At 35.5% G+C, this 22,019-nt stretch carries 17 protein-coding genes and 2 pseudogenes; 5 read left to right on the top strand and 14 right to left on the bottom strand.

Translation table 11 applies throughout. From position 1 onward, the window contains the following. Positions 1-13: 13 nt before the first annotated feature. Entirely contained in the window at positions 14-211 is a 198-nt protein-coding gene (locus MHB48_RS08355; RefSeq protein ID WP_342601010.1) for a DUF6501 family protein, read from the bottom strand. A 491-nt stretch (positions 212-702) separates the two neighbouring features. Here MHB48_RS08355 and MHB48_RS08350 point away from each other — a divergent pair. Together MHB48_RS08350 and MHB48_RS08345 are read left to right on the top strand one after the other, a co-directional pair. Further along, a pseudogene (locus MHB48_RS08350) lies at positions 703-991 on the top strand (transposase); the annotation flags it as partial. 181 nt (positions 992-1,172) lie between these two features. Then, positions 1,173-1,357: pseudogene (locus MHB48_RS08345) on the top strand (IS5/IS1182 family transposase); the annotation flags it as partial. 126 nt (positions 1,358-1,483) lie between these two features. On the opposite strand, the gene odhB reads toward MHB48_RS08345, so the two are convergent. The 5 genes from odhB to MHB48_RS08320 all read right to left on the bottom strand — a co-directional run bounded on the left by odhB (position 1,484) and on the right by MHB48_RS08320 (position 9,549). Then, positions 1,484-2,710: a 2-oxoglutarate dehydrogenase complex dihydrolipoyllysine-residue succinyltransferase gene (gene odhB / locus MHB48_RS08340; protein ID WP_342601009.1), complete on the bottom strand. Its 1,227-nt coding sequence runs from the start codon at positions 2,708-2,710 to the stop codon at positions 1,484-1,486. 29 nt (positions 2,711-2,739) lie between these two features. Then, positions 2,740-5,544, bottom strand: coding sequence for a 2-oxoglutarate dehydrogenase E1 component (locus MHB48_RS08335; RefSeq protein ID WP_342601008.1), 2,805 nt, complete (start codon positions 5,542-5,544; stop codon positions 2,740-2,742). A gap of 265 nt (positions 5,545-5,809) precedes the next feature. Beyond that, positions 5,810-7,183 (bottom strand): HAMP domain-containing histidine kinase, encoded by a 1,374-nt coding sequence (locus MHB48_RS08330; RefSeq protein ID WP_342601007.1) that lies wholly within the window; start codon positions 7,181-7,183, stop codon positions 5,810-5,812. Next, on the bottom strand, positions 7,180-7,854 hold the full coding sequence (locus MHB48_RS08325) for a response regulator transcription factor (RefSeq protein ID WP_342601006.1): 675 nt from the start codon (positions 7,852-7,854) through the stop codon (positions 7,180-7,182). Before MHB48_RS08325 ends, MHB48_RS08330 begins: the two co-directional genes overlap by 4 nt. 27 nt (positions 7,855-7,881) lie before the next feature. Then, a complete protein-coding gene (locus MHB48_RS08320) occupies positions 7,882-9,549 on the bottom strand; it encodes a diguanylate cyclase (RefSeq protein ID WP_342601005.1) in 1,668 nt (555 codons plus the stop codon). Between the two features lie 359 nt (positions 9,550-9,908). Between MHB48_RS08320 and MHB48_RS08315 the strand changes: the two genes are divergently transcribed. After that, positions 9,909-10,454 (top strand): GNAT family N-acetyltransferase, encoded by a 546-nt coding sequence (locus MHB48_RS08315; RefSeq protein WP_342601004.1) that lies wholly within the window; start codon positions 9,909-9,911, stop codon positions 10,452-10,454. Positions 10,455-10,594: 140 nt separating this feature from the next. Here the strand turns inward: MHB48_RS08315 and MHB48_RS08310 are convergent, their stop codons facing one another. Further along, positions 10,595-11,671, bottom strand: a complete 1,077-nt coding sequence (locus MHB48_RS08310) for an undecaprenyldiphospho-muramoylpentapeptide beta-N-acetylglucosaminyltransferase (protein WP_342601003.1) — start codon at positions 11,669-11,671, stop codon at positions 10,595-10,597. 45 nt (positions 11,672-11,716) lie between these two features. On the opposite strand from MHB48_RS08310, the gene MHB48_RS08305 reads away from it, so the two are divergent. Then, positions 11,717-13,078, top strand: a complete 1,362-nt coding sequence (locus MHB48_RS08305) for an MATE family efflux transporter (protein WP_342601002.1) — start codon at positions 11,717-11,719, stop codon at positions 13,076-13,078. A gap of 48 nt (positions 13,079-13,126) precedes the next feature. Here MHB48_RS08305 and MHB48_RS08300 read toward each other — a convergent pair whose 3' ends face one another. The 7 genes from MHB48_RS08300 to MHB48_RS08270 all read right to left on the bottom strand — a co-directional run bounded on the left by MHB48_RS08300 (position 13,127) and on the right by MHB48_RS08270 (position 19,881). Beyond that, positions 13,127-13,972: a CAP domain-containing protein gene (locus MHB48_RS08300; protein WP_342601001.1), complete on the bottom strand. Its 846-nt coding sequence runs from the start codon at positions 13,970-13,972 to the stop codon at positions 13,127-13,129. A 1,037-nt stretch (positions 13,973-15,009) separates the two neighbouring features. Further along, complete coding sequence (locus MHB48_RS08295; protein ID WP_342601337.1) at positions 15,010-15,834, bottom strand: CAP domain-containing protein; 825 nt, start codon at positions 15,832-15,834, stop codon at positions 15,010-15,012. A gap of 163 nt (positions 15,835-15,997) precedes the next feature. Then, positions 15,998-16,258 carry a hypothetical protein gene (locus tag MHB48_RS08290; protein WP_342601000.1) on the bottom strand — a complete coding sequence of 87 codons (261 nt, stop codon included), beginning with the start codon at positions 16,256-16,258 and terminating at the stop codon, positions 15,998-16,000. Further along, positions 16,251-17,156: a GTP-binding protein gene (locus tag MHB48_RS08285; RefSeq protein WP_342600999.1), complete on the bottom strand. Its 906-nt coding sequence runs from the start codon at positions 17,154-17,156 to the stop codon at positions 16,251-16,253. Before MHB48_RS08285 ends, MHB48_RS08290 begins: the two co-directional genes overlap by 8 nt. Positions 17,157-17,301: 145 nt before the next feature. After that, positions 17,302-18,789, bottom strand: coding sequence for a S41 family peptidase (locus MHB48_RS08280; RefSeq protein WP_342600998.1), 1,488 nt, complete (start codon positions 18,787-18,789; stop codon positions 17,302-17,304). A gap of 94 nt (positions 18,790-18,883) precedes the next feature. Beyond that, the gene (deoD, locus tag MHB48_RS08275) at positions 18,884-19,588 is read right to left on the bottom strand and encodes a purine-nucleoside phosphorylase (RefSeq protein ID WP_342600997.1); all 705 of its coding nucleotides are present in this window, start codon (positions 19,586-19,588) and stop codon (positions 18,884-18,886) included. A 71-nt stretch (positions 19,589-19,659) separates the two neighbouring features. Next, positions 19,660-19,881, bottom strand: coding sequence for a YozE family protein (locus MHB48_RS08270; protein ID WP_342600996.1), 222 nt, complete (start codon positions 19,879-19,881; stop codon positions 19,660-19,662). 223 nt (positions 19,882-20,104) lie between these two features. On the opposite strand from MHB48_RS08270, the gene MHB48_RS08265 reads away from it, so the two are divergent. After that, positions 20,105-21,829 carry a methyl-accepting chemotaxis protein gene (locus MHB48_RS08265; RefSeq protein ID WP_342600995.1) on the top strand — a complete coding sequence of 575 codons (1,725 nt, stop codon included), beginning with the start codon at positions 20,105-20,107 and terminating at the stop codon, positions 21,827-21,829. Positions 21,830-22,019: the final 190 nt, after the last annotated feature.

The following is a 22,019-nucleotide window of genomic DNA, read 5'->3' as shown; positions in this document are numbered from 1 at the left end:
AGTCATCGGTTTTTTATTGAAAATATTCTTTGTAAAAACCGCCGACTTTACCAGTGTTGTCGACAACAAATAAAAACTCTTCTGTTTCGTTTTTTACTTCGTAAGTTTTACCAACAGTTAGTACATTGCTTACTAAGAATTTTTTAGCATCTGTATGCACACAAGTAACTGTTTTAAGTGTTGGTTTTGTTGCCCAATTTGTATGTATCATGTTAGCACTTCCTTTCTTTTAGTATACGAAAATCTACTGTATTTTTCAATGTTTGAAAAAGGTTTCATGAAATGCTTTCAAAATAAAGCTCTTATTTCAAAAATGGATTCACTTTATTTTGATTAAATATAACATCTAGGTGATTCCGTTGCAGGCGGACGCTTTCCACGGGCGGTCCGTGAGCCTCCTCAGGCCAACAGGATGTTGGTCACGAAGGCGTTGCCACACGAGGTGGCGCTCTTAGCCTTTGTTCCTATCTGCGCTCCTGCGGGGTCTCACCTGGACGCGCTTTTCCCGCTGGAGTCGCCGCCTTCCACTCCCATCACTATAAAATAAATTCGCTTTAAACTAAAAAAGTCATGTTTTCTTTATAATAAAAGGAACTAATTTAAGTTGGGTGGCCAATGATTTCAAATCAAGAATTCCTCTACTTAAGCCCTTACATGGCACTCGTGCCAAAAGGGAATATGCTTAGCTAAATCAATGAACTGATGGATTTATCGTTTATCTTGGAAGAATTAATAACAAAATACTGCTTAGATAATGGACGCAATACGATTCCACCGATTCGCATGTTTAAATGATGTATCAGATGTGTATGTAGTAGAGAGTTCGAAATATGATATATCGTTTAATTATTTCTTAGAGATGGCTCCAGAAGATCCAGTCATTGATGCCAGTTCATTAACGAAATTCCGTCGACTTTGTATACAGGATGTTGGCTTATTAGACATGCTTATTGGGAAAACGGTAAAAATAGCATTAGAAAAGAACATTCTCACTCACTTTGTTGATTGAAGCGTCAGGCGGCGACTCCAGCGGGATGAGTGAGACCAGATAAGACATCACAAACGACGCGTAGCGGCGGTGATGGCTTATCGCTCACCCCGCGGAAAGCGTCCGCCTATAGTGGAAATCAACTATACATTATTTCGTGTAAATATATATTTCTTTAGTTTCGTTTAAAGAGCTTGCTCGAAAACGCTATAATATCGAATTGGAAAATAGTGAATTGAAGAATCCTCACGGATAAATATAGCATCTTTTGCGGGTTTATTTGGCATGGAAATACAAGGTACCACTACGATATTCGCCGTCAATCTGAAACGGGTTTTGAAGATACTGAACGAAAAAGAGGAGAAATAGACAAAGAAATCCGGCACTTCCTGTTCAAACTTGAACAAGAAGTGCCGGATTTTGTTTAAAAAGAATTTACTGTTTTAAAAAACGTAGTTTTTCAGTGGCCTCAAATTGGGAGCCTTCTTTTTTTTATTAAGAATTTAACATTAGGTCTTCTGGGTTTTCAAGAAGTTCTTTTACCATTTTCAAGAAGCCTACCGAATCTTTTCCATCGATTACGCGGTGATCATATGATAATGCCACGTACATCATTGGACGAATTTCAACTTCGTTACCAACAGCGATTGGACGTTTTTGGATTGTGTGCATTCCTAAAATACCAACTTGTGTACCATTTAAAATCGGAGTTGATAATAAAGAACCGAATACTCCACCGTTTGTGATTGTAAATGAACCGCCAGACATATCAGAAAGAGCTAATTTATTATCACGTGCTTTTTTAGCTAGTTCGCCAATATTCCCTTCTATTTCTGCAAAGTTTTTACGATCTGCATCACGAACGATTGGCACTACTAATCCACCTTCTGTTGAAACTGCGATACCGATATCATAGAAATTATTTTTCACAATATCCGTTCCATCAATTTGTGAATTTACATATGGATATTTTTTCAATGCTGCAACAACCGCTTTTGTAAAGAACGACATAAATCCAAGACGTACATCATGATCGTCAAAGAATTTATCTTTTTTACGTGCACGTAAAGCCATCACGTTTGTCATATCAATTTCATTAAACGTTGTTAACATTGCAGTACTTTGTTTAACTTCTAAAAGACGAGTCGCAATTGTTTGACGGCGACGTGACATTTTTTCGCGAGTTGTACGGCCATCATCTTCTTTTGAAACAGCTACAGGTGCTGGTGCTGCTTTCGCTGGAGTTGGTGCTGAACCGTGAGCCGCAACGTCTTGTACACGTACACGACCCATTGGATCAACCGGTGAAATCTCGCTTAAGTTAATGCCTTTTTCGCGTGCTAATTTACGAGCTGCTGGGCTAGCAATTGTACGGTCTTGTTCATTTGTAGATTCCACTGCAACTGGTGCTGCTTTTGGAGCTTCTACTGTTTTTTCTGCTTCTGGAGCTTTCGTTTCTGCCGCAGGTTTTGCTGCAGGTGAGCCTGAACCAGCTCCAACAATAGCAATTACTTGGCCAACTTGAACAGTATCGCCTTCAGCTGCTAATAATTCACTTACAACTCCAGCTTCCTCTGAAATAACTTCTACGTTTACTTTATCTGTTTCAAGTTCAACAATGAACTCACCTTTTTCAACCGTTTCACCTGGTTGTTTTAGCCATTGTGCAATAGTACCCTCTGTAATTGATTCTGCTAATTCTGGAACAATAATTTCTGCCACTTGAATTTCCTCCTCTAATCTATCCTTACTTAAATGCTTTTTACTGCTTCTTCAATAATGCGTGTTTGCTCAACTTTATACGTATCCATATCGCCTTCAGCAGGGCTTGAACGATGTACTCGACCAACGTAAGAAATATCTTTTCCATTTGCTAGTTCTAACAAGTATGGAAGTGCAAAATTCCAAGAGCCCATATTTTCTGTCTCTTCTTGTGCCCATACAAGCTGTTTCACATTTGGATAGCGGTCAATAATAGCTTGAATCTTTTCAGCTGGGAAAGGATAAATTTGTTCGATACGAACAATGTGCATATAGTCATATCCTGTGCCATCTTTCACTTTATCTGCCAAATCAATTGCCAATTTACCGCTAACAAAAACAATCTTTTCTACCTTATCAGCTTGTTGTCCAAGACCAGGTTGTTCAATCACCGTTTCAAATTGACCAGTTGTTAATTCTTCTACATCTGCTCCTACTAACGGGTGACGTAATAATGATTTTGGAGAAACAATAATTAATGGACGAATTGCTTCTTCTTTTAACATTCTTGCTTGTCTGCGTAGAATATGGAAATAGTTTGCTGCACTTGAAAGATTCGCTACTGTCCAGTTATTCTCAGCTGCAAGTTGCAAGTAACGCTCTAAACGAGCGCTTGAGTGCTCTGAACCTTGGCCCTCAGACCCATGAGGCAATAGCATAACTAGACCTGATTTTAATCCCCATTTTGAACGAGCAGAACTAATAAAATTATCAAACATTACTTGTGCCATATTTGCAAAGTCACCATATTGCGCTTCCCAAATAGTTAAAGAATTAGGATTTTCCAGATTATAACCAAATTCATAACCTAAAATTGCAGCCTCAGTTAATGGGCTATTGTGTACGGTGAACGAAGCTTTTGCATCACTAATAGAATGAATTGGCATTAGTGCTTGCCCAGTTTTTTCATCATGCAAAATTAAATGTCTATGCGAGAACGTACCACGTTGTGCGTCTTGACCAGTTAAACGAATAGAATTTCCTTCTTGGATAATCGTCGCAAAAGCAAGTGTTTCTGCATGCCCCCAATCGATTTTCCCTTTACCTTTAAACGGTTCTTCTCGACGTTTTAAAATTTTCTCTAATTTCTTGAATGCAGTAAATTCTGTTGGCCAAGTAAGAAGCTCTTCGTTTATTTTTGTAAGCTTACTTTTTTCAACTCCTGTTTGCAATTCGGGCATTCCCTTTAACACTGCATCTGGAATAACAATCTCATGAACAGTAGATTGTGGAAGCTCTTTCACACGATCATATGCTTCTTGCATACCACTGAAAATAGAATCATCTAATGATTGAATGTTAGCCGACTCAATTAGATTCTCTTCTACTAATTTTTGTCCATACAACTTCCGAACTGTTGGATGCTTGTGAATTGCGTGATACATTTTTGGATTTGTCACTAATGGCTCATCCATCTCATTATGGCCATATCGACGATATCCTAATAGGTCAATAACAATATCTTTACCAAATTTTTGGCGGTATTCATGCGCGAATTTAGCTACTCCAAGTACCGCTTCCGGATCGTCTGCATTTACGTGGATAACTGGTACTTCATAACCTTTTGCTGGGTCAGAAGAATAGAACGTTGAGCGTGAATCATAATGTTCTGTTGTAAATCCAATCATATTATTAGCAATAATATGAATAGATCCACCCGTTTGGAATCCACGAACTTGACTATAATTTAATACTTCGGTAACAACACCTTGACCAGGGAATGCCGCATCCCCGTGTATTAATATAGCAAAAGATGCATTTTTGTCTTGTACTGGATATCCAGCTGCATCTGTTGTTTCTTGTGCTGCGCGAGTTTGTCCAGTAACAATAGGACTTACAACTTCTAAGTGTGAAGGGTTATAAGCTAGTTTTAGTGTTAAGCCTGATTTTGATTGATATGCAGCACCTTTATGATACTTTACATCCCCATACCAACCTTCTGACATTTGTAATGAGCCATCTTTTGGTAAGAAAGATTCACTTGGAACATGTGCAAATTCTGCAAACATCATTTCATATGGCTTTTGCAATACATGTGTCAAAACATTTAAACGCCCTCGGTGAGCCATTCCAATGTTTACTTGTTTTGTATTTGTTACCTCTGATTGACGAACTAATTCGTCGATTAATACAACTAATGTGTCTAATCCTTCTATAGAAAAACGTTTTGCTCCAACAAATGTACGGTGAATGAATTTTTCAAACCCTTCAATTTGTGTTAAACGCTTTAACAATTCTTTTTTATCATCGGAAGATAGGTTTTGTATAACAGAGCCTTTTTCAATTTTATCTTGTAACCATTTGCGTTCTTCTGTATTTACAATATGTGCAATTTCAAATGCAATTTTATTTGAGTATACTGCTTTTAACTGTTCAATTGCTTGTAAACCATTTTCAATTGTGTTTGAAGCATTGCTAATTAGGAAAGAAACAGGTACCTCACGTAAATCTTGATCCGTTAATCCATAGGTTTTAGGATCTATTCTAGGATCTTCTTTAGGTCCATCGTTTAATGGATAAATATTAGCCGTTAAATGACCATGAGTACGTATTGCATCAGCCAGTTGAATAGCACGAATAACTTTTTCAAAATTATTCGGTTCTACATGTGGCTTAGCATCATTTGTACTCGATGATGTGGACATTGGAATGGTTGGTGCACCGTACTGTTGAAATAAATTTACTAATTCACGATCTACTTCGTCGGGAGATTGTAAAAATAAATCATATTGCTCCATAACATAACCAAGGTTAGGTCCAGAAAAAACGGACCACGGTGATTGATTGTTCGACATTTAAAAAAACCTCCAACATTTTGTGCCTTTTAGGCATTAATGGAAAAAATACATATAAATTAAGTAGAATAAATCCTAATGTAAAATTGTTTAACATACACAAAATATACACAATTTTAGTTTACCACTCTTTTAAAAGGACTGAAAGTGCACTTTAAAAAGAACAATTTTTCCATATCCATCTTACTACTCTTGGAGAAAATTACAATGCTTTTTCCGAAATTAAATATTAAATTTAAAAAAATTTTATTCTTGATTAATGAATTTAAATTCTTTTGTTAAATTTGGGAAATATAATGTCAAATTTTGTGCCATTTTCGTTACTTTCCACTAATATTGACCCTTTATATTCAGAAACTAGGCTTTTTACAATACTAAGCCCTAAACCTGACCCTCCATTTGGTTTAGTCCTTGCCTCATCAACTGTAAAGAAACGATCAAATATTTTAGGTAATAAATTTTCGGGTATCCCAACCCCATTATCCATAATGGTTATTATGGTCTTTAATTCATTATTAGTGACCTTTACGTAAATATACGGTTTGTTCTCATTGTATTTGATTGCATTTTCTATGAGATTTCGTATTATTTGTTCTAAAGTAGTTGCTGGAACTGCAACTTTTACCTTTTCATCTCCAACAAATTCAATGATTGCTTCCGGTGCTAAAATACGGTACTTATTTTGTAAACTAAGCACGATTTCGTATAGAAGGGACTCTAGTAATTCATCTGTACGTTCATTTTTCGCAAGCTTTAACATCTCATCTATTAACAATTTCATTTTCCTTACTTCTGTTAAAGAAATGTCTAGCGATTCATCAAGTACCTCTCGCTCGTTTTTCCCCCACCTATTCAACAATGCCAAATGTCCTTCTACAACTTGAATTGGCGTTCGAAGCTCATGGGAAACATTTTGAATAAACTCATCTTGCCTAGTAATCGTTTCAGATACTTCGTTCATTAGCTCTTTATAGATTGTTAATAGCTCTCCAATTTCATCTTTTGTGACATATTGAAATTTCACTTCTTTTGAAAATTTCGTGCGTTTTGCTTCTTGCATCTCGTTTCGAAGTTCCTTTAATGGCTTCAATAAAATAGAAGACAATGAATAACCAATTAAAGCCGAGAGAAAAAGTGCTATTAAGGCAAAGATAACCATAGCAATGAATATATAATCCATTAAATGAGAGAAGTTTTCTAAGCTATGGGAAATTTCCACATACCCAGTAAACAAGCCAAAATCTATTTCAGCAACTTTATGAAACAAAAGTTGACCTTCCACTCGTTCTCTTTGGAATTCTTGTAATACTTCAGGCGAAAAATTAGGAAAAGGACTTACATCATTAATCCGTAATACTTCTATTCCATCTGCATTTAAAATACGAACGGACTGCTCTTGATTAACCAGTTGGTTAAGGAGCGTTTTATTTCGTTGAATGTCTTGAATGGATATAATAGGTCCTTTTGATTCAAAAAAACTTACTAATTCATTTAACGTATTTTGCGCTATTTTCTTTTCAGATATTAGCATCCAATTATATAGAGAAAAATATAAAATAACACACATCATGAGAAAACTTAAAAAAATAGAAATCGCTGAGGCATACGTCCATTTCCTTTGTAAAGTCCATGTTTTCATCCGCGCATCACGTAACCTACTCCTCTTACCGTCTCAATTAATGACGCTATCTCTTTTGGAAGCTTCTTTCGTAAATGACGAATATACACATCCACTACATTTGTTTCTACTTCTGTCTCATATCCCCATACTTTTTCTAAAATTGTATCCCTCGTTAACACCAAATTAAGATTTTGCATAAAATAAACAATCATATCGTATTCCGTCTTAGTTAAGTCTATTTCTTCGTCTTTATAGAAGACTTGATGTGCCTGAAGGTTAATGCTTAGTTCTTGAATGGTTAGTGTTTTAGTCGTTTCTTTTGGAAGTTCTACTCTTCTTAAAACCGCACGTATTCTTGCTAACAATTCTTCGATAGCGAACGGTTTTACGACATAGTCATCCGCTCCAGCCTCTAAGCCAGATACTCTGTCGATAATTGCATCTCTAGCAGTAATTAATATGATAGGAGTTCTTTTCTTTTTACGAACCCTTCTACAAATTTCTAGACCATTTAAATGGGGTAGCATTACATCTACTAACAATAAATCATATGTGTTAGTTAATGCCAGTTCTACTCCTTCTCTCCCATCATGGGATACAGTGACTTGGAAATTTTCATGCTTTAATTCTAATTCCACAAATTTTGCTATATTTTTTTCGTCTTCAATAATTAAAATATGGCGATTCAATACTTACACATCCTTTTAAAAAACCGTTCATGAAATATGAACGGCATTAGTGTATATATACTTGTTCTTTCCATGTTTTTTTGCAGTATATAATGCTTGATCAGCATTATATAGGAGCTCTTCTAAAGAAACACCGTCATTTGGAAACATGGATATACCGATAGACGAAGTAGGTGTGAAAGCAATTTCTTCTATTACCCACCCCTTACTTAACGTGTGTTGAATGGACTGCACAACCCTTTCAATGGTTGGACTTATATTGTCTATATAATCTTTCACTTGATCAATTACTATGACAAACTCATCTCCACCAATTCGGTACACTTTATACTGAGAATTGACACTTTCTTGGAGTTTTTCTGCAAAATGCATTAAAAACTGGTCCCCGACTTCATGACCAAATTGATCGTTAATTTCTTTGAAATTATCTCCATCGATGTATAGTAAACCAATACTTGGATATTCGGAACAGACTGAACTAAGAGCAGCAGGAAAATCATCTTGGAACAACCGACGATTTGGTAAGCCAGTTAGACTGTCATGAAAAGCCATATATTTTAATTGATCTTCTAAGGCCCTTTTATCTGTAATTTCTCGTGACACAAAAACAAACCATTTTTCTTTTTGATCATCAACTGTATTTTCTACTGTTGTAATAGAAGTGTCTGTCCATATAGTAGAACCATCTTTCGCTTTCAATGAAAGTTCAGTACGAAATTTGTTTTGTTCACCAGATGAGAAGAATTCTTCGGCATCTAATAGCTTAATAGAAGAATCAGCGATTAAATCTAAATAATACGTTCCAAATAACTCTTCTTTGTCATACTTTAAGATAGTTTCATGACCAGGAGAAGAATAGAGTAAATAACCTTCTGCATCGGTAATTGCGATGAGATCATTGGAATAATCCGTTATGAGTTTAAAAGAACGTTCGATATTTCTTAATTCGGACATTATTCGTTTCTTCTCTGTATTATCAAATTGAATAGTTAAGTATTTTTCAATTACACCCTGTTCATTTGTAATAGGAATTATATGAGCATCGACCCAAAAGAAGGAACCATACTTTGTCCGATTACGAATTTGACCTCGCCAAGTCTCCCCTTTTTGAATAGTCTCCCACATTTTCTCAAAGAAATCTTCTTCGTGAAAATGAGAGTTAATCATTCGAAATGATTTTCCAATTAACTCGCTCTTATTAAATTGAGAAGTTTCTTCGAATAATTTATTTACCATTTCAATTATTCCAACTTCGTTCGTCATTGCAACTAATGCAGCATCGTTTACTCCTTTACGATAGCTTTCTAAAATATACGTTGCTTCTTGCATCTCTTTTGTACGCGTAACTTCTCTAGTTGTAGCCAAAATATATACTTCTTCACCATTAAAAATAGGAATAACGGTTGTTTCGTTCACTATGGTTTCATTGTGTAGAAAATGGTTATCTTGGTAAAAAATTGAGTGTTTTATTTTACATGCTCTATTATAATGAAAGAGAATCGTTTTGTAATGAAATTCATCTAAGCAATGTTCCATTCTTTTCCCCGTTGGACATTCCAAGAAGATTTCTTCCGCTTTTTTATTAACATACTCATATATAAAAGAGTCTCCATCTTTTTTCATAAAAAAAACATAATCTTCCGTCAAATCATATAATAAATGGAATTGGTTTTTGGTAATAATGTTTTGAGACATTTCTTAAACAATCTCCTATCAAGTTCTAAACTATATCTTTTTATCATATGTATTTACAGGAAAACATACAAGTATTTAAACTAAATATTATACTAATATTTTTTTTACAAACATTTAATAATATTGACAAGATTTTATACTATGCAAAACGAGCAAAACGAAGTATATTATTAATGCAAATAATTTTATAAGGCAAAGTTCACTTTGCCGAGGGAAGGCAAATGGTGCGCCACCAGTTTTGAGCTGGTCCTAGTAGGTTCGATTCCTACCCCGAAATTTTTTATGCAATTCGAAATGAAAAATTTCAGGGAAACTAGGATGACTATGCTCATTTTTGGTTCTTTTAGGAGGCGCTTTTTGTGATTAAAAAACGAGATTTGCATGAATGTACTTCTCTCTATGAACTTATGTCCGATTCAACCATACTGCCATATGTACGTCAAAAAGCTTATTCAGCAGACGAGTATTGGTTTTTAACCAAACAACTAATGGAAGATGAAGAAAATGGGAAGGTCATTTCCCGAACAATTGTGAGTGATTTCGGTCAACCAATTGGTACGATCAATTTATTTGATGTGGAAGATGGCGCTGGTTTTTTAGGCACATGGATAGGTACTCCATTCCAAGGACTTGGCTATAATAAAAAAGCAAAAGAACAATTTTTAGAGGAACTGTTTTTTGAGCTAAACATCCACACCGTATTTTTACGCATTCGGAAAATCAACACGAAAAGTATTCGTGCCACGGAAAAACTTCGTTACGCATTAAAAGCGAACGATTCCCACCATTATATCTACTCAGAAATCAACAAAAAACAGGAAGTATTTGATTTATACTATATTCCAAAAGATTTGTTCCATTTAGTTATGATGCAACAAGATTTAGATGAAGAACAAGCTATGTAAACATAAACTCCCGCCAAATAGTTTATTTGACGGGAGTTTCTTATTTTTTGGTGCTGTTATTTTTTACTGTTGTCCTTGTCGGTTCGCCCGAAGAAAGCAACTGGATTCTACCAAATAACAAAAATGTAGTTTAACATCCCTTATTTTTTATACGTTAGTAACAGTTCAGTAAATTGTTCCGGAGTTTTGGAAGAGGAAGCAGAACATTGTTTATCTATTATTTCTTCTTTATTATCAACTAGTTTCTTCATAAATTCCATAAAAGTAATTGGAGTTAGATTCTCTTCTTCCAACATGAGAGCATATCCTTTTTCCTCAAAGAATTTTGCATTTAATATTTGATCTCCTCTACTCGCTTGAATAGATAAAGGAATGAGCAGCATCGGTTTTTTTAGTTCTAAAAACTCAAATATAGAGTTAGAACCCGCACGAGTTATTACATAATTAGCCATTTTTAATAAATGTGGCAATTCGTCTGTTACATATTCGAAAGCAACATAATTAGGTTTCCCAACTAAAGTTGCATCTAAATTCCCTTTACCACAAAGATGAATAATCTGATATCGTTTCGTTAAAACATCTATATTTTCCTTTATTACTTCATTAATTTTGGCGGAACCTTGGCTACCACCCATAACTATGATTGTTTCTTTTGTTGCTTGTAATCCTGTTATCTGCTCAGCAAGTTGTTCATCACCATGAAATAAATCTGTACGAATAATTGCGCCGATCGATGTAGCTTTTTCTTTTGGTAGATATTTCAACGTTTCTTCAAAGACAGTAAAAATTTGTTCTGCAAAATTTATCGAAATTTTGTTCGCAAGTCCTGGTGTTATATCAGATTCATGTATCACAACTGGAATATTCATGAGTTTAGCGGCAAGGACGACTGGAACTGAAACAAATCCACCTTTTGAAAATACAATCGAAGGCTTTACTTTTCTTAATACGCTTAGTGCTTGTAATGTTCCATATAACACCTTGAACGGATCAGAGAAATTTTTAATAGAAAAATATCTTCTTAATTTACCATTGGAAATCGCATGGTACGATATGAATGGAAAGTTTTTTTGAATGATGGATTTCTCAATGCCATTGTGTGACCCGATATAATGGACGGTATAATCTTTTTTTAGTAATTCGGGAATAATTGCTTCATTTAATGAAACATGACCAGCGGTTCCTCCACCTGTCAATACAATTGTGTTATTATTCATTTATAATCTCCTAACTATTTTAAAACTTTAAAGGATGAATGCCAAATGCACGAAACGAAAACACTCCCAGAAAAAAGCAAGTATATGATTAAAATTGTAGCACCCATTTTAATCACACAGGTTGCGCTCTATTTAATGACCTTTTTTGATATCTTAATGACGAGCAAATATAGTATTGATCATTTAGCAGGTGTTTCTATTGGTTCATCTATTTGGGTGCCTGTTTATACTGGACTAACCGGTATTTTAATAGGCATTACGCCAATTGTAGCACAATTAATCGGTGCAAAAAAGAAGGAAGATGTACGTACTTTTGTTCAACAAGGATTTTATATTGCACTATTATTAGCTTTTCTCGTATTTATTGGTATTGTTTTTCTAATTGATCCTGTTTTACATCTTATACCTCTTGAAGATAGTGTACGCATTGTAGCGAAGAAATATTTATACATGATGTGTATTGGTCTAATTCCTTTATTTCTATATAGTGTACTCAGATCGTTTATTGATGCTTTAGCACGAACAAGGGTTTCGATGTTTATTACGTTATTATCTGTACCTATTAATATTTTCCTAAATTATGTATTTATTTATGGTAAATTTGGTTTTCCGGCTCTTGGAGGAGTCGGTGCAGGTCTTGGTTCTGCTCTCACCTATTGGTTCATTTTAGTCATCGCCGTTATAATTGTTGCTCGGAAAAGGCCATTCGTGGAACTATCTATATTTAAAGGTTGGAGCAAGCCTTCCCTTTCCAAATTCGGCGTATTAACAAAGATTGGTTTACCGATTGGATTATCTCTTTTTGCGGAAACTACCATTTTCTCTGCAGTTACAATTCTCATGAGTACCTATTCTACGGAAGTTATTTCAGCCCATCAAATTGCAATGAATTTCACTTCCTTGCTTTATATGGTTCCGTTAAGTATATCCATGGGTGCAACTATTTTAGTTGGACATGCAATAGGAGCAAAACGCTATAATGACGCAAAGACTTATAGTTGGTTAAGTGTCGGATCAGCAGTATTTTTTAGCTTTATTTCTTCGTCCATTCTTTTATTGCTTAGGGAACCTATTGCCTCTTTATATACGGACGATCCATATGTCATCACTTTAACCGTTGAGTTTTTCTTCTTTGCAGCATTGTTCCAGTTATCAGATGCTATTCAAGCACCTGTACAAGGAGCATTACGAGGATATAAAGATGTAACAATTACGTTCATCATGGCAATTATTTCGTATTGGATAATTGGTTTACCAACTGGTTATTTAATTGCTACATATACATCTTTTGAGCGGTTTGGATACTGGATTGGATTAATAGTAGGACTCACTTTAGGAGCGTTGACGCTTGGTACTCGTCTTTTCTATTTACAACGTAAAATTGCTAAATCATTTGGAGATGAATAAAAGAAGAAAAGTCATGTCAAGTATAAAACTTGATATGACTTTTCACTATTATTTACCGATAAATTGTTGTGTCCAGTAGTATCCACTATCAGATAAACCTACTCCGATATGTGTATATGATGGATTCATAATATTTGCTTTATGTCCTGGTGATGTCATCCAAGCATTCATTACTTCAGTTGCACTACGTTGTCCCATAGCGATATTTTCTGCCGCTGAACTATACGTAACTCCAAATGCTTTCATTTGGTCAAAAGGTGATCCGTATGTTGGACTCGTATGATCGAAATAGTTTTTATCCTTCATATCTTGAGATTTTGCTTGTGCAGATTGTGTAAGCTTTGTATCCAATTGTAATGGTTTTAATCCAGCTTTCGCACGCTCTTGGTTTGTTAAGTCTACTACTTGTTGGATAACTGAAGAAACTTTTACCGCTTCATTGTTTTCTTTTACTGGTTCCTTCACTACTGGCGGTGTTACAGGAGTAGCTGGAGTAGATGGTTTTTCTGCTACTGGTTTTTCTGCTACTGGTGCTTTTTCTTTTTCTTTTTCTACCGGTTTTTTAACTACTGGTGCTTTTTCTGTTTTTACTGGTTTCTTATACTCTTGGACTTTCTCAGTGTCGATAGATTTCTGAGCTCCTTGTAGTTCTTTCATAATAATAGGTTTTAGAGTCGTTAAGCTCTCATTGATGAGATTTTGAATATCTATGTTATTTAAATTGTAATTATTTATAACTTTATACGGAGACTGCCCTTGATAAATAACGGATGTATTTGCCTCAGAAGTAGTATTTGAATTACTTGGTGCCATAGAAGCTGCATCTGCTGTATTAGTGGAGAGAAATAAGCCACCTGCAAGTATTCCAGCTATTATCGTATGTTTTTTGTTCATTTTCATTTCCTCCTTCTTTTGTGCACCCCTATTGTAAACATAAAATTAGAAGAAAAATTTCCATAAAATATCCCATTACGACCATTTCGAATGAATATATTGATATAAACGTATATTTAACAAACGATTATTGGAGATCATAACCATTCTGCTTAGATATTAGATATCAAACTCTGTTGACAGTTTTGTATTTTCATAGATATACAGATAAAAAAGGCTTTGTTAAACGATTATGTTGTTACCTGCCGAAAATCCGCTCGATTTCCGCGTAAGACCTGCTAGCAAGACTACCGTGCGATTTTTAGAAGAGAGGGCTGTCCCTAAAGTCATACATTGACTGAGAGATGGTCCCCTTTTTCTATGTTTTGATTTTAGTTCCAGACGGACGCTTTCCGAGGAATGGCTTCAGTCTCCTCAGACCAACACGATGTTGGTCACAAAGGCGTTGAGGCCCACAGGATGTGGGTCATGCAATCGTTGCCGCAAAAGTTCTTTTGCGACGAGCTTTGCGCAGGAGCACAGAACTTTTGCGACGAGCTTTGCGCAGGAGCACAGAACTTTTGCGACGAGCTTTGCGCAGGAGCAGGACGCGGCGAACTTAGATTGCCTTCCATTGTATGTGGCGTTCTTAGCCCTTGTAACTTTGTTCGCTCCTGCGGTGCCTTCAGCTCACACATGCCGCTTCGCTTTCGGTGCAGAAAACATCTGCTGTTCCCGCTGTCTTTCACTACAATCAATTGCCTACAAAAAACAGATGTAGAAAAAGACTCGTTTTTCTACACCTGCTTCAATTTATGAGCTATTGGAAAGCCCTCTCTCCTTTTTCGGTAATCTAGTGGCTTTTATCCTTCTGTCGCCTTCCTGCAACTTTAGGCAACAGATTAGTGCTGTTTTGATGTGACTAAAATCCATTCCAGAGCTACCCAGAAACGTCTGTGAACAGCTTTTGCAACTAAAGAGTGCTATGCGCTTCTCTTAAGCCTTAATAATAAAAATAGCCTATCTAGTTAAAAAATCTAGATAGGCTATTTACTATATTATTTACCGATAAATTGTTGTGTCCAGTAATATCCACTATCCGATAAACCTACTCCGATATGTGTATATGATGGATTCATTATGTTTGCTTTATGTCCTGGTGATGTCATCCAAGCATTCATTACTTCAGTTGCACTACGTTGTCCCATAGCGATATTTTCTGCCGCTGAACTATACGTAACTCCAAATGCTTTCATTTGGTCAAATGGTGATCCGTATGTTGGACTCGTATGATCGAAATAGTTTTTATCCTTCATATCTTGAGATTTTGCTTGTGCAGATTGTGTAAGCTTTGTATCCAATTGTAATGGTTTTAATCCAGCTTTTGCACGTTCTTGGTTTGTTAAGTCGACTACTTGTTGGATTACTGAAGAAACTTTTACCGCTTCATTGTTTTCTTTTACTGGTTCCTTCACTACTGGCGGTGTTACAGGAGTAGCTGGTTTTTCTGCTACTGGTTTTTCAACTATAGGTGCTTTTTCTTTTTCTACCGGTTTTTTAACTACTGGTGCTTTTTCTGTTTTTACTGGCTTCTTATACTCTTGGACTTTCTCAGTGTCGATAGATTTCTGTGCTCCTTGTAGTTCTTTCATTATAATCGGTTTTAGAGTCGTTAAACTCTCATTGATAAGATTTTGAATATCTAAGTTATTTAAATTGTAATTATTTATAACTTTATACGGAGACTGCCATTGATAATTAACGGATGTATTTGCCTCGGAAGTAGTTTGTGAATTTCCAGTTGTCATCGATGCTTCAGCTGTATTTGTAGAAAGTAATAAGCCACCTGCAAGTAATCCAACCATGATTGAATGTTTTTTAATCATTTTCATTTTCCTCCTTCTGTTGTGCCCCCCTATTGTAAACACAAAATTAGAAGAAAAAATTCCATAAAATATTCCTTAACGACCATTTCGATCGATTTTATTGATAGTAACGCATCTTCCACAACCGATTATTGGATAACATAACCACTATGCATAAATATTAGATCTCATACTCTGTTGACAGTTTTGTATATTCATCAAAATAGGCGTCTAAAATCATTTGTTTTTGATTTATCGATAAGTTGCTATTTTTAATTCGCTCTTGAGCAAGGGCATACTTTTTTTCAATAGATTGCCTTGCTCTTGGGTGAGTAAATTCATCTAATAGCTCTGATTTGATTACAGTACGTATAGCTTCTATTGTTTGAATTGCATCCATTGACTTTCTGTCTTTATACAATAGTCTAAATGCTTCAATCATTTGACGTACCTCTGATTATTTCTACTTTATCTACTTGATCCCCGATAATCACAATTTGAGAAGGCATCTTCATATATTCTGGTAGCCATTGTACCATCCCATATGCGTACTGAAATAGATATGGATTCTTATGGCCCTTCAGCGGAACATACCCTTTCATTCGATACACAGTGTCAGGAAGGCCTTTTACCCATTCCTCAAATTCTTCTTGATCGACTGCTTCTTTAAACGTATGTAGTCGAGAAGATAGTGAGAGCTGTTTTCCTATAGCCGCTTCTTGTACTTCTTTTTCATGAAAGGTTGCTTCCAGTTGTGTTATTAGCTTGAGAGGTATTTTACTATTGGAAGTTTGTATGATCGACGCATTATTATTAAGTGCTTGAATTTGCATGGTAACGGTTGCAATTTCTGATTCAGTTAATAAATCTACTTTGTTTGCTATTATTAAGTGAGCATGTCTTATTTGCTCTGTGAACAGCATTCTAGTTTGAGGCGTCATTTTGTCGCGGTCCAACCATCTCTTACAATCTGCTACTGTAATAATCCCCTTCATATTTAATTTACTTGCAAACAAAGGAGAAAATACAGCATCCATCGCTTCCACTGGATGAGCTGCTCCAGTTGTTTCTATTAATAAAACATCAAAAGGTTCACCTTCTAATAGCATCTGCAGCTGCGCTTCCATTTTTTCTGAACCTGTGCAGCAAATACAGCCTTCTAGCATCTCTTTTAATGGTACATCACTATCTACAGCTCTACTATCGAATGGTAGCTTCCCTAATTCATTCATAATAACTGCTGGCTTTATACCATCTGCTTTAAATTGTTCAATCATATTTGATAATAAAGAAGTTTTTCCACTTCCTAAGAAACCACTTAATAAATATACATCTTTCATCGACTTTAACTCCTTTTATTCATGTGGAAAAAGCTGACCATATCGGCCAGCTCTTCGTATTTTTATTTATTTGGCTCTGTTAAACGATCATGTTGTTATAGAAGAAAATATATACTTCTAAAAAATTACAGCGTATTTATCAGAACTACTTATTTAATAACTCTTTTACGACTTCTTGTGCTTTTACTAATTGTGGATCTTCTTTTAGAATTTTTTCACGAAGTTTATCCATCAGAATGAATGAGGTGTCCCCAGACAACTCACCAGTAGCTTCTAACTCGTTATCAGTTTGGAATTTTTTAACTGCCGCTGTCATTTGCGCATCAAAATTTACATCCACTTCTCCTACTTCGTAACCAATCGCTTTAAGCATCTCTTTCGCATTTTGTACAGCTTCAGAAGATTGATTCTCTTTTAAAGTAACGGTAGGATCTAACGGCGTTAAAGTCGCATAGGAAGGATATTCCACAACATAATCAGGAACAATACCTTTCTCATGAATCCAGTTTCCATCAGGAGTTAACCACTTAGCAGTTGTAATTTTAATATTCGAGCCATCTGGCAGATCATTCACTGTTTGTACTGTACCTTTACCAAATGAATTTAATCCAACTAATGGGACATTAGCTGATTCGCTTAAAGCACCTGCTAATATTTCAGAAGCAGAAGCGCTTCCTTCATCTATAATTAACGTCACAGGTACATTCACACGAGGACCTGGTGAAGCAGGATAAACCTCTTTTTCTCCCTTATCCTCCACTTGCAGAATCGTTTTACCATCTTCTACAAATAAGTTAGAAATATCAATAGCTGAATTGAGAAGCCCACCTGGATTTTGTCTAACATCCAGAACTAATGCTTTCATACCTTTGCTTTCCATTTCATCTATGGCTGCTAATAGTTCGTCATACGTATTCTGTGAAAAACTTGAAATGATTATGTGAGCAACTTTATCCTCAAGCATTTCAGCATAAACGGTTTCAATTGGAATATCGTCACGAATAATAGTTACTTCCATTAAAGCGTTATTACCACGTTTAATAGATAAGGTAACCTCTGTACCTTTATTTCCTCGAATTAATAAGACTGCTTCTGACGCGCTAAAGCCCTGAATATCTTTTCCATCAACAGACATTATCTTATCGTTCGGTAATAACCCCGCCTTTTCAGCTGGAGAGTTTTTAATAGGAGATACTACTGTAATTACACCATCTCGTTCTTGGATTTCAGCTCCAATTCCTTGGAAACTAGAAGAAATACTTTCATTGAACTGAGAAGCTTCATCTTGGTTCATATAATCAGAATAAGGATCTTCTAATGCATCAATCATTCCATTAATTGCACCATTTATAATAGCTTCTTCATCTATAGCTTCATAGTATTCTGCTTCTAGTTTATCATAGGCCATATATAACTTAGAGAACTCAGATCGCTCTGCGTTTGTATTAGTATTTGTAACATCTACTATCTTTTCGTCTCCCCAAGTTAAAGATATCATCGTAATAGCTGCCGTAGCTACTACTAGGGCAAAAATCATTAATAGAAAAATAAACGGCTTTATCTTAATATAACGTGAGGCTGGTCTTGAATCAGTAGTTTCTACCTCTTCATTATTATGCTTTTGTTCGTCCAAAATCTTCACCCTTTTCACACTTAGCTTCTTTCAAAAATAGACTGTCATCTATATGACAGTCTATTTAGACATTGGTTCTTTCATGCTAACTTTTTTATTCTTGGATAGCTGCTTCTAGTGCAACAACGATCATGTCATTAAAAGTTGTTTGACGCTCTTCAGAGGAAGTTGCCTCACCAGTAATAATGTGATCGCTAACAGTTAATATAGATAGTGCCTTGCGTCCAAATTTAGCTGCTAATGTATACAATGCAGCGGTCTCCATTTCAACTGCAAGAATTCCGTAGCTAGCCCATTTTTCATTTTGAGCATTTTCATTGTAGAATAAATCTGCAGTGAATACGTTCCCTACTTTTAGGTTTAGCCCCGCTTCTTTACCTGCATTGTATGCTTTATACAATAAATCGAAGTCTGAGGTTGGAGCAAAACTAAGGTCATCCAATAATACTTTATTTAAGCTTGAATCAGTTGAAGCACTTTGTGCAAGAATTACGTCACGTACTTTTACGTCTTTTTGAATAGCCCCACAAGTACCAACACGGATTAATTTTTGCACATCATAGTCGTTCATTAACTCATGAACATAGATAGATATCGAAGGAACACCCATTCCAGTACCTTGGACAGAAATTCTCTTCCCTTTATATGTACCAGTGTAACCAAACATATTACGAACCTCGTTATATTGTACAACATCTTCTAAGAAATTTTCTGCAATATATTTCGCACGAAGTGGATCTCCTGGAAGTAATATTGTGTCCGCAATTTCACCTTTTTTAGCACTAATGTGTATACTCATTTAATTACCCTCATTTCTAAAACTTATCTTATTAATAATACAATTTTTTCGGCAAAATAGCAATGATGATGCTACTTCCCATGTTCCATGTACAGTTCCCAAATTTCATCAAAAACAATCGCAGGCATATCTGGATGGGCTAATTCTTCAATATATTGGGAAAGAACATGAAAAGATGTTTCTGCTTTTGGAAAATCATGTAGATGAAACATATTGTCCGCGAATTGTGCCTTTTTATCCTTCTTTTGTCCTCCACGGAACTTTAATGCAAATAAATAAAACGATTGATTCATAGTTTTTTTCCTCCTTTAGTCATGAAGACTTAGAAAATTCAAAAATGTGTAGATAATTTAATCTAAAACAAGTAAGATTAAAAATATTAAGAAAAAATCATAAATATAGAAAGGGTTGTTAAATTTGTTGAAAAGCGGAAAAAACAAGAAAAAGAAAATGGATTTCCCTAAAAAAACCCCTTCTTTTTCCTTCCTTAAAAAGAGTAAGAAGAAAGACAATAAAATGTCCACAACATCCAAAACGAATATTTTGAACTCCATTCGTGGACGAGTTCTCTTAATTTTTTCAGTACTTATTGTTATTTTAATTTCAATGCTAGTATTAACTTCTGGAAAGATGTTTTCTTCCCAGCAAGCATTGGAAAAGTTCATAAATGTCGATATTAAAGAACAAATGATGGTCAATCAATTATCAACAGAAATCTCACAACTTGCAAATGTTGAACAGAGTTATATCATAACAGGTAAATCAAATTATATGACAAATTACAGACATTATAAAGATAGAATCATAACCCACTTTAAAGAATTACAAACTACTTATAAAGGTCGCCCGGAAGAATTAAAAAAAATTCAATCTATCAATCAGTTTTTTACCACTTATCTTCAGTACTCTGAACGTGTTGTTAAAATGCGTGAAGATCAGGGAATAGAAGCTGCTCAAAAATTAGTAAATGCAGGAAATGGTAAAACCGCAATGAACCATATGGATGTCCAGATTGAAGCAATGAATGCACTATTAGCGGAAAAGAATGCAGAGCAAATTGCATTGTTAAAGAAAGAAAATAGCACCTCATTGTACTTATTTATTGCCCTAACTGTATTCTCCGTAGCATTAACATTAACTTTTGGAATATACTTATTTAATTCCATTAAACGAAGTACTTACGCAATCAATCGCTCTATATTAGACATTGCACAAGCAGGCGGAGATTTAACTAGACGAGTGAAAGTTCGATCTAAAGATGAATTCGCTGAGATTGCAGTCAGTACAAACGTTTTAATCGCCTCAATTGCTGACTTAGTGAAACGAGTAAGTGTACTAACTGAAAACGTAACTGCAAGTGGACAGGAGCTTATGGCTTCTTCAGATGAAACAGCAGTAACAATCCAGTCCATAGCAGACTCTACAAATGAAATTGCTGCTGGTAGTGAACAAACTATGCGAAGTATGACAGTTGCTATTCAAAAAATGAACTCACTGGAAGAAGCAACCAGATATTTAAATAATGACGCACAGGCAGTTAAAGAGGCAACAGACCACATGATAGAAGCTGCTCGAAAAGGTGGAGAATCTGTTCAGCACTCATCAAACGTAATGATGAGCATTGAGGAAACAATGGCAAACACGACCCAAACGGTAGAAGCATTAGGAACTAAATCGTATGAAATTACTTCCATTATTAAAACTATTACTACAATTGCTGAACAAACAAACCTTTTAGCATTAAACGCAGCAATTGAAGCTGCTCGTGCTGGAGAACATGGGAGAGGTTTTGCAGTAGTCGCAGACGAGGTTAGAAAGCTTGCGGAACAATCACAAAATGCTGCGAAAGAAGTTACAGGCATCGTCACTTCTATTCAAACAGAAGTTACATCCATCGTGAAGCAAAATCATGAAGGCGTAGAAAATGTGATTAAAGGTGTTGAAGTCGCGAACGAAACAAACGCTTCGCTCGAGCAAATTGTGAAACAAACCAATGAAACAATTGCGATTATTGATAAAATGGTGAAACAAATTGGAGATACTCTCGGCTTTAGTCAAGAAGTTGCTGCATCTTTCATTGAAGTAACACAAATTGCAGAAAACACTGCTTCGAACACGGAAACTTCCGCAGCTGCAGCCCAACAAGGTTCCGCTGCAATGCAAGAAATTAATGCATCAGCTGTTGAACTTTCTAATCAAGCTGATGAACTTAGAAAAGTAGTGAATGAGTTTAAATTGTAAAAAGTGCAAGTGCTGTCCTGTATAATGAAAGAATGAATACTTTCCTATTCGTAAATTTAGCTCCCGAAGATACAATATCCGGAGCTCCTGTCATGCTAGGTAAGCTAAATACTTCTTATTTTTCTGTTGTAATATGTATTTGCTTTGATAGAGAAAAACTTAAATTCTGTAATAAAAAAGCACGGTAGAG

It is taken from the genome of Psychrobacillus sp. FSL H8-0483 (genome assembly GCF_038637725.1).
Taxonomy (GTDB): domain Bacteria; phylum Bacillota; class Bacilli; order Bacillales_A; family Planococcaceae; genus Psychrobacillus.
Note: the sequence above shows the minus strand (reverse complement) of the source record. Positions and strands in the feature narration are given on the sequence as shown.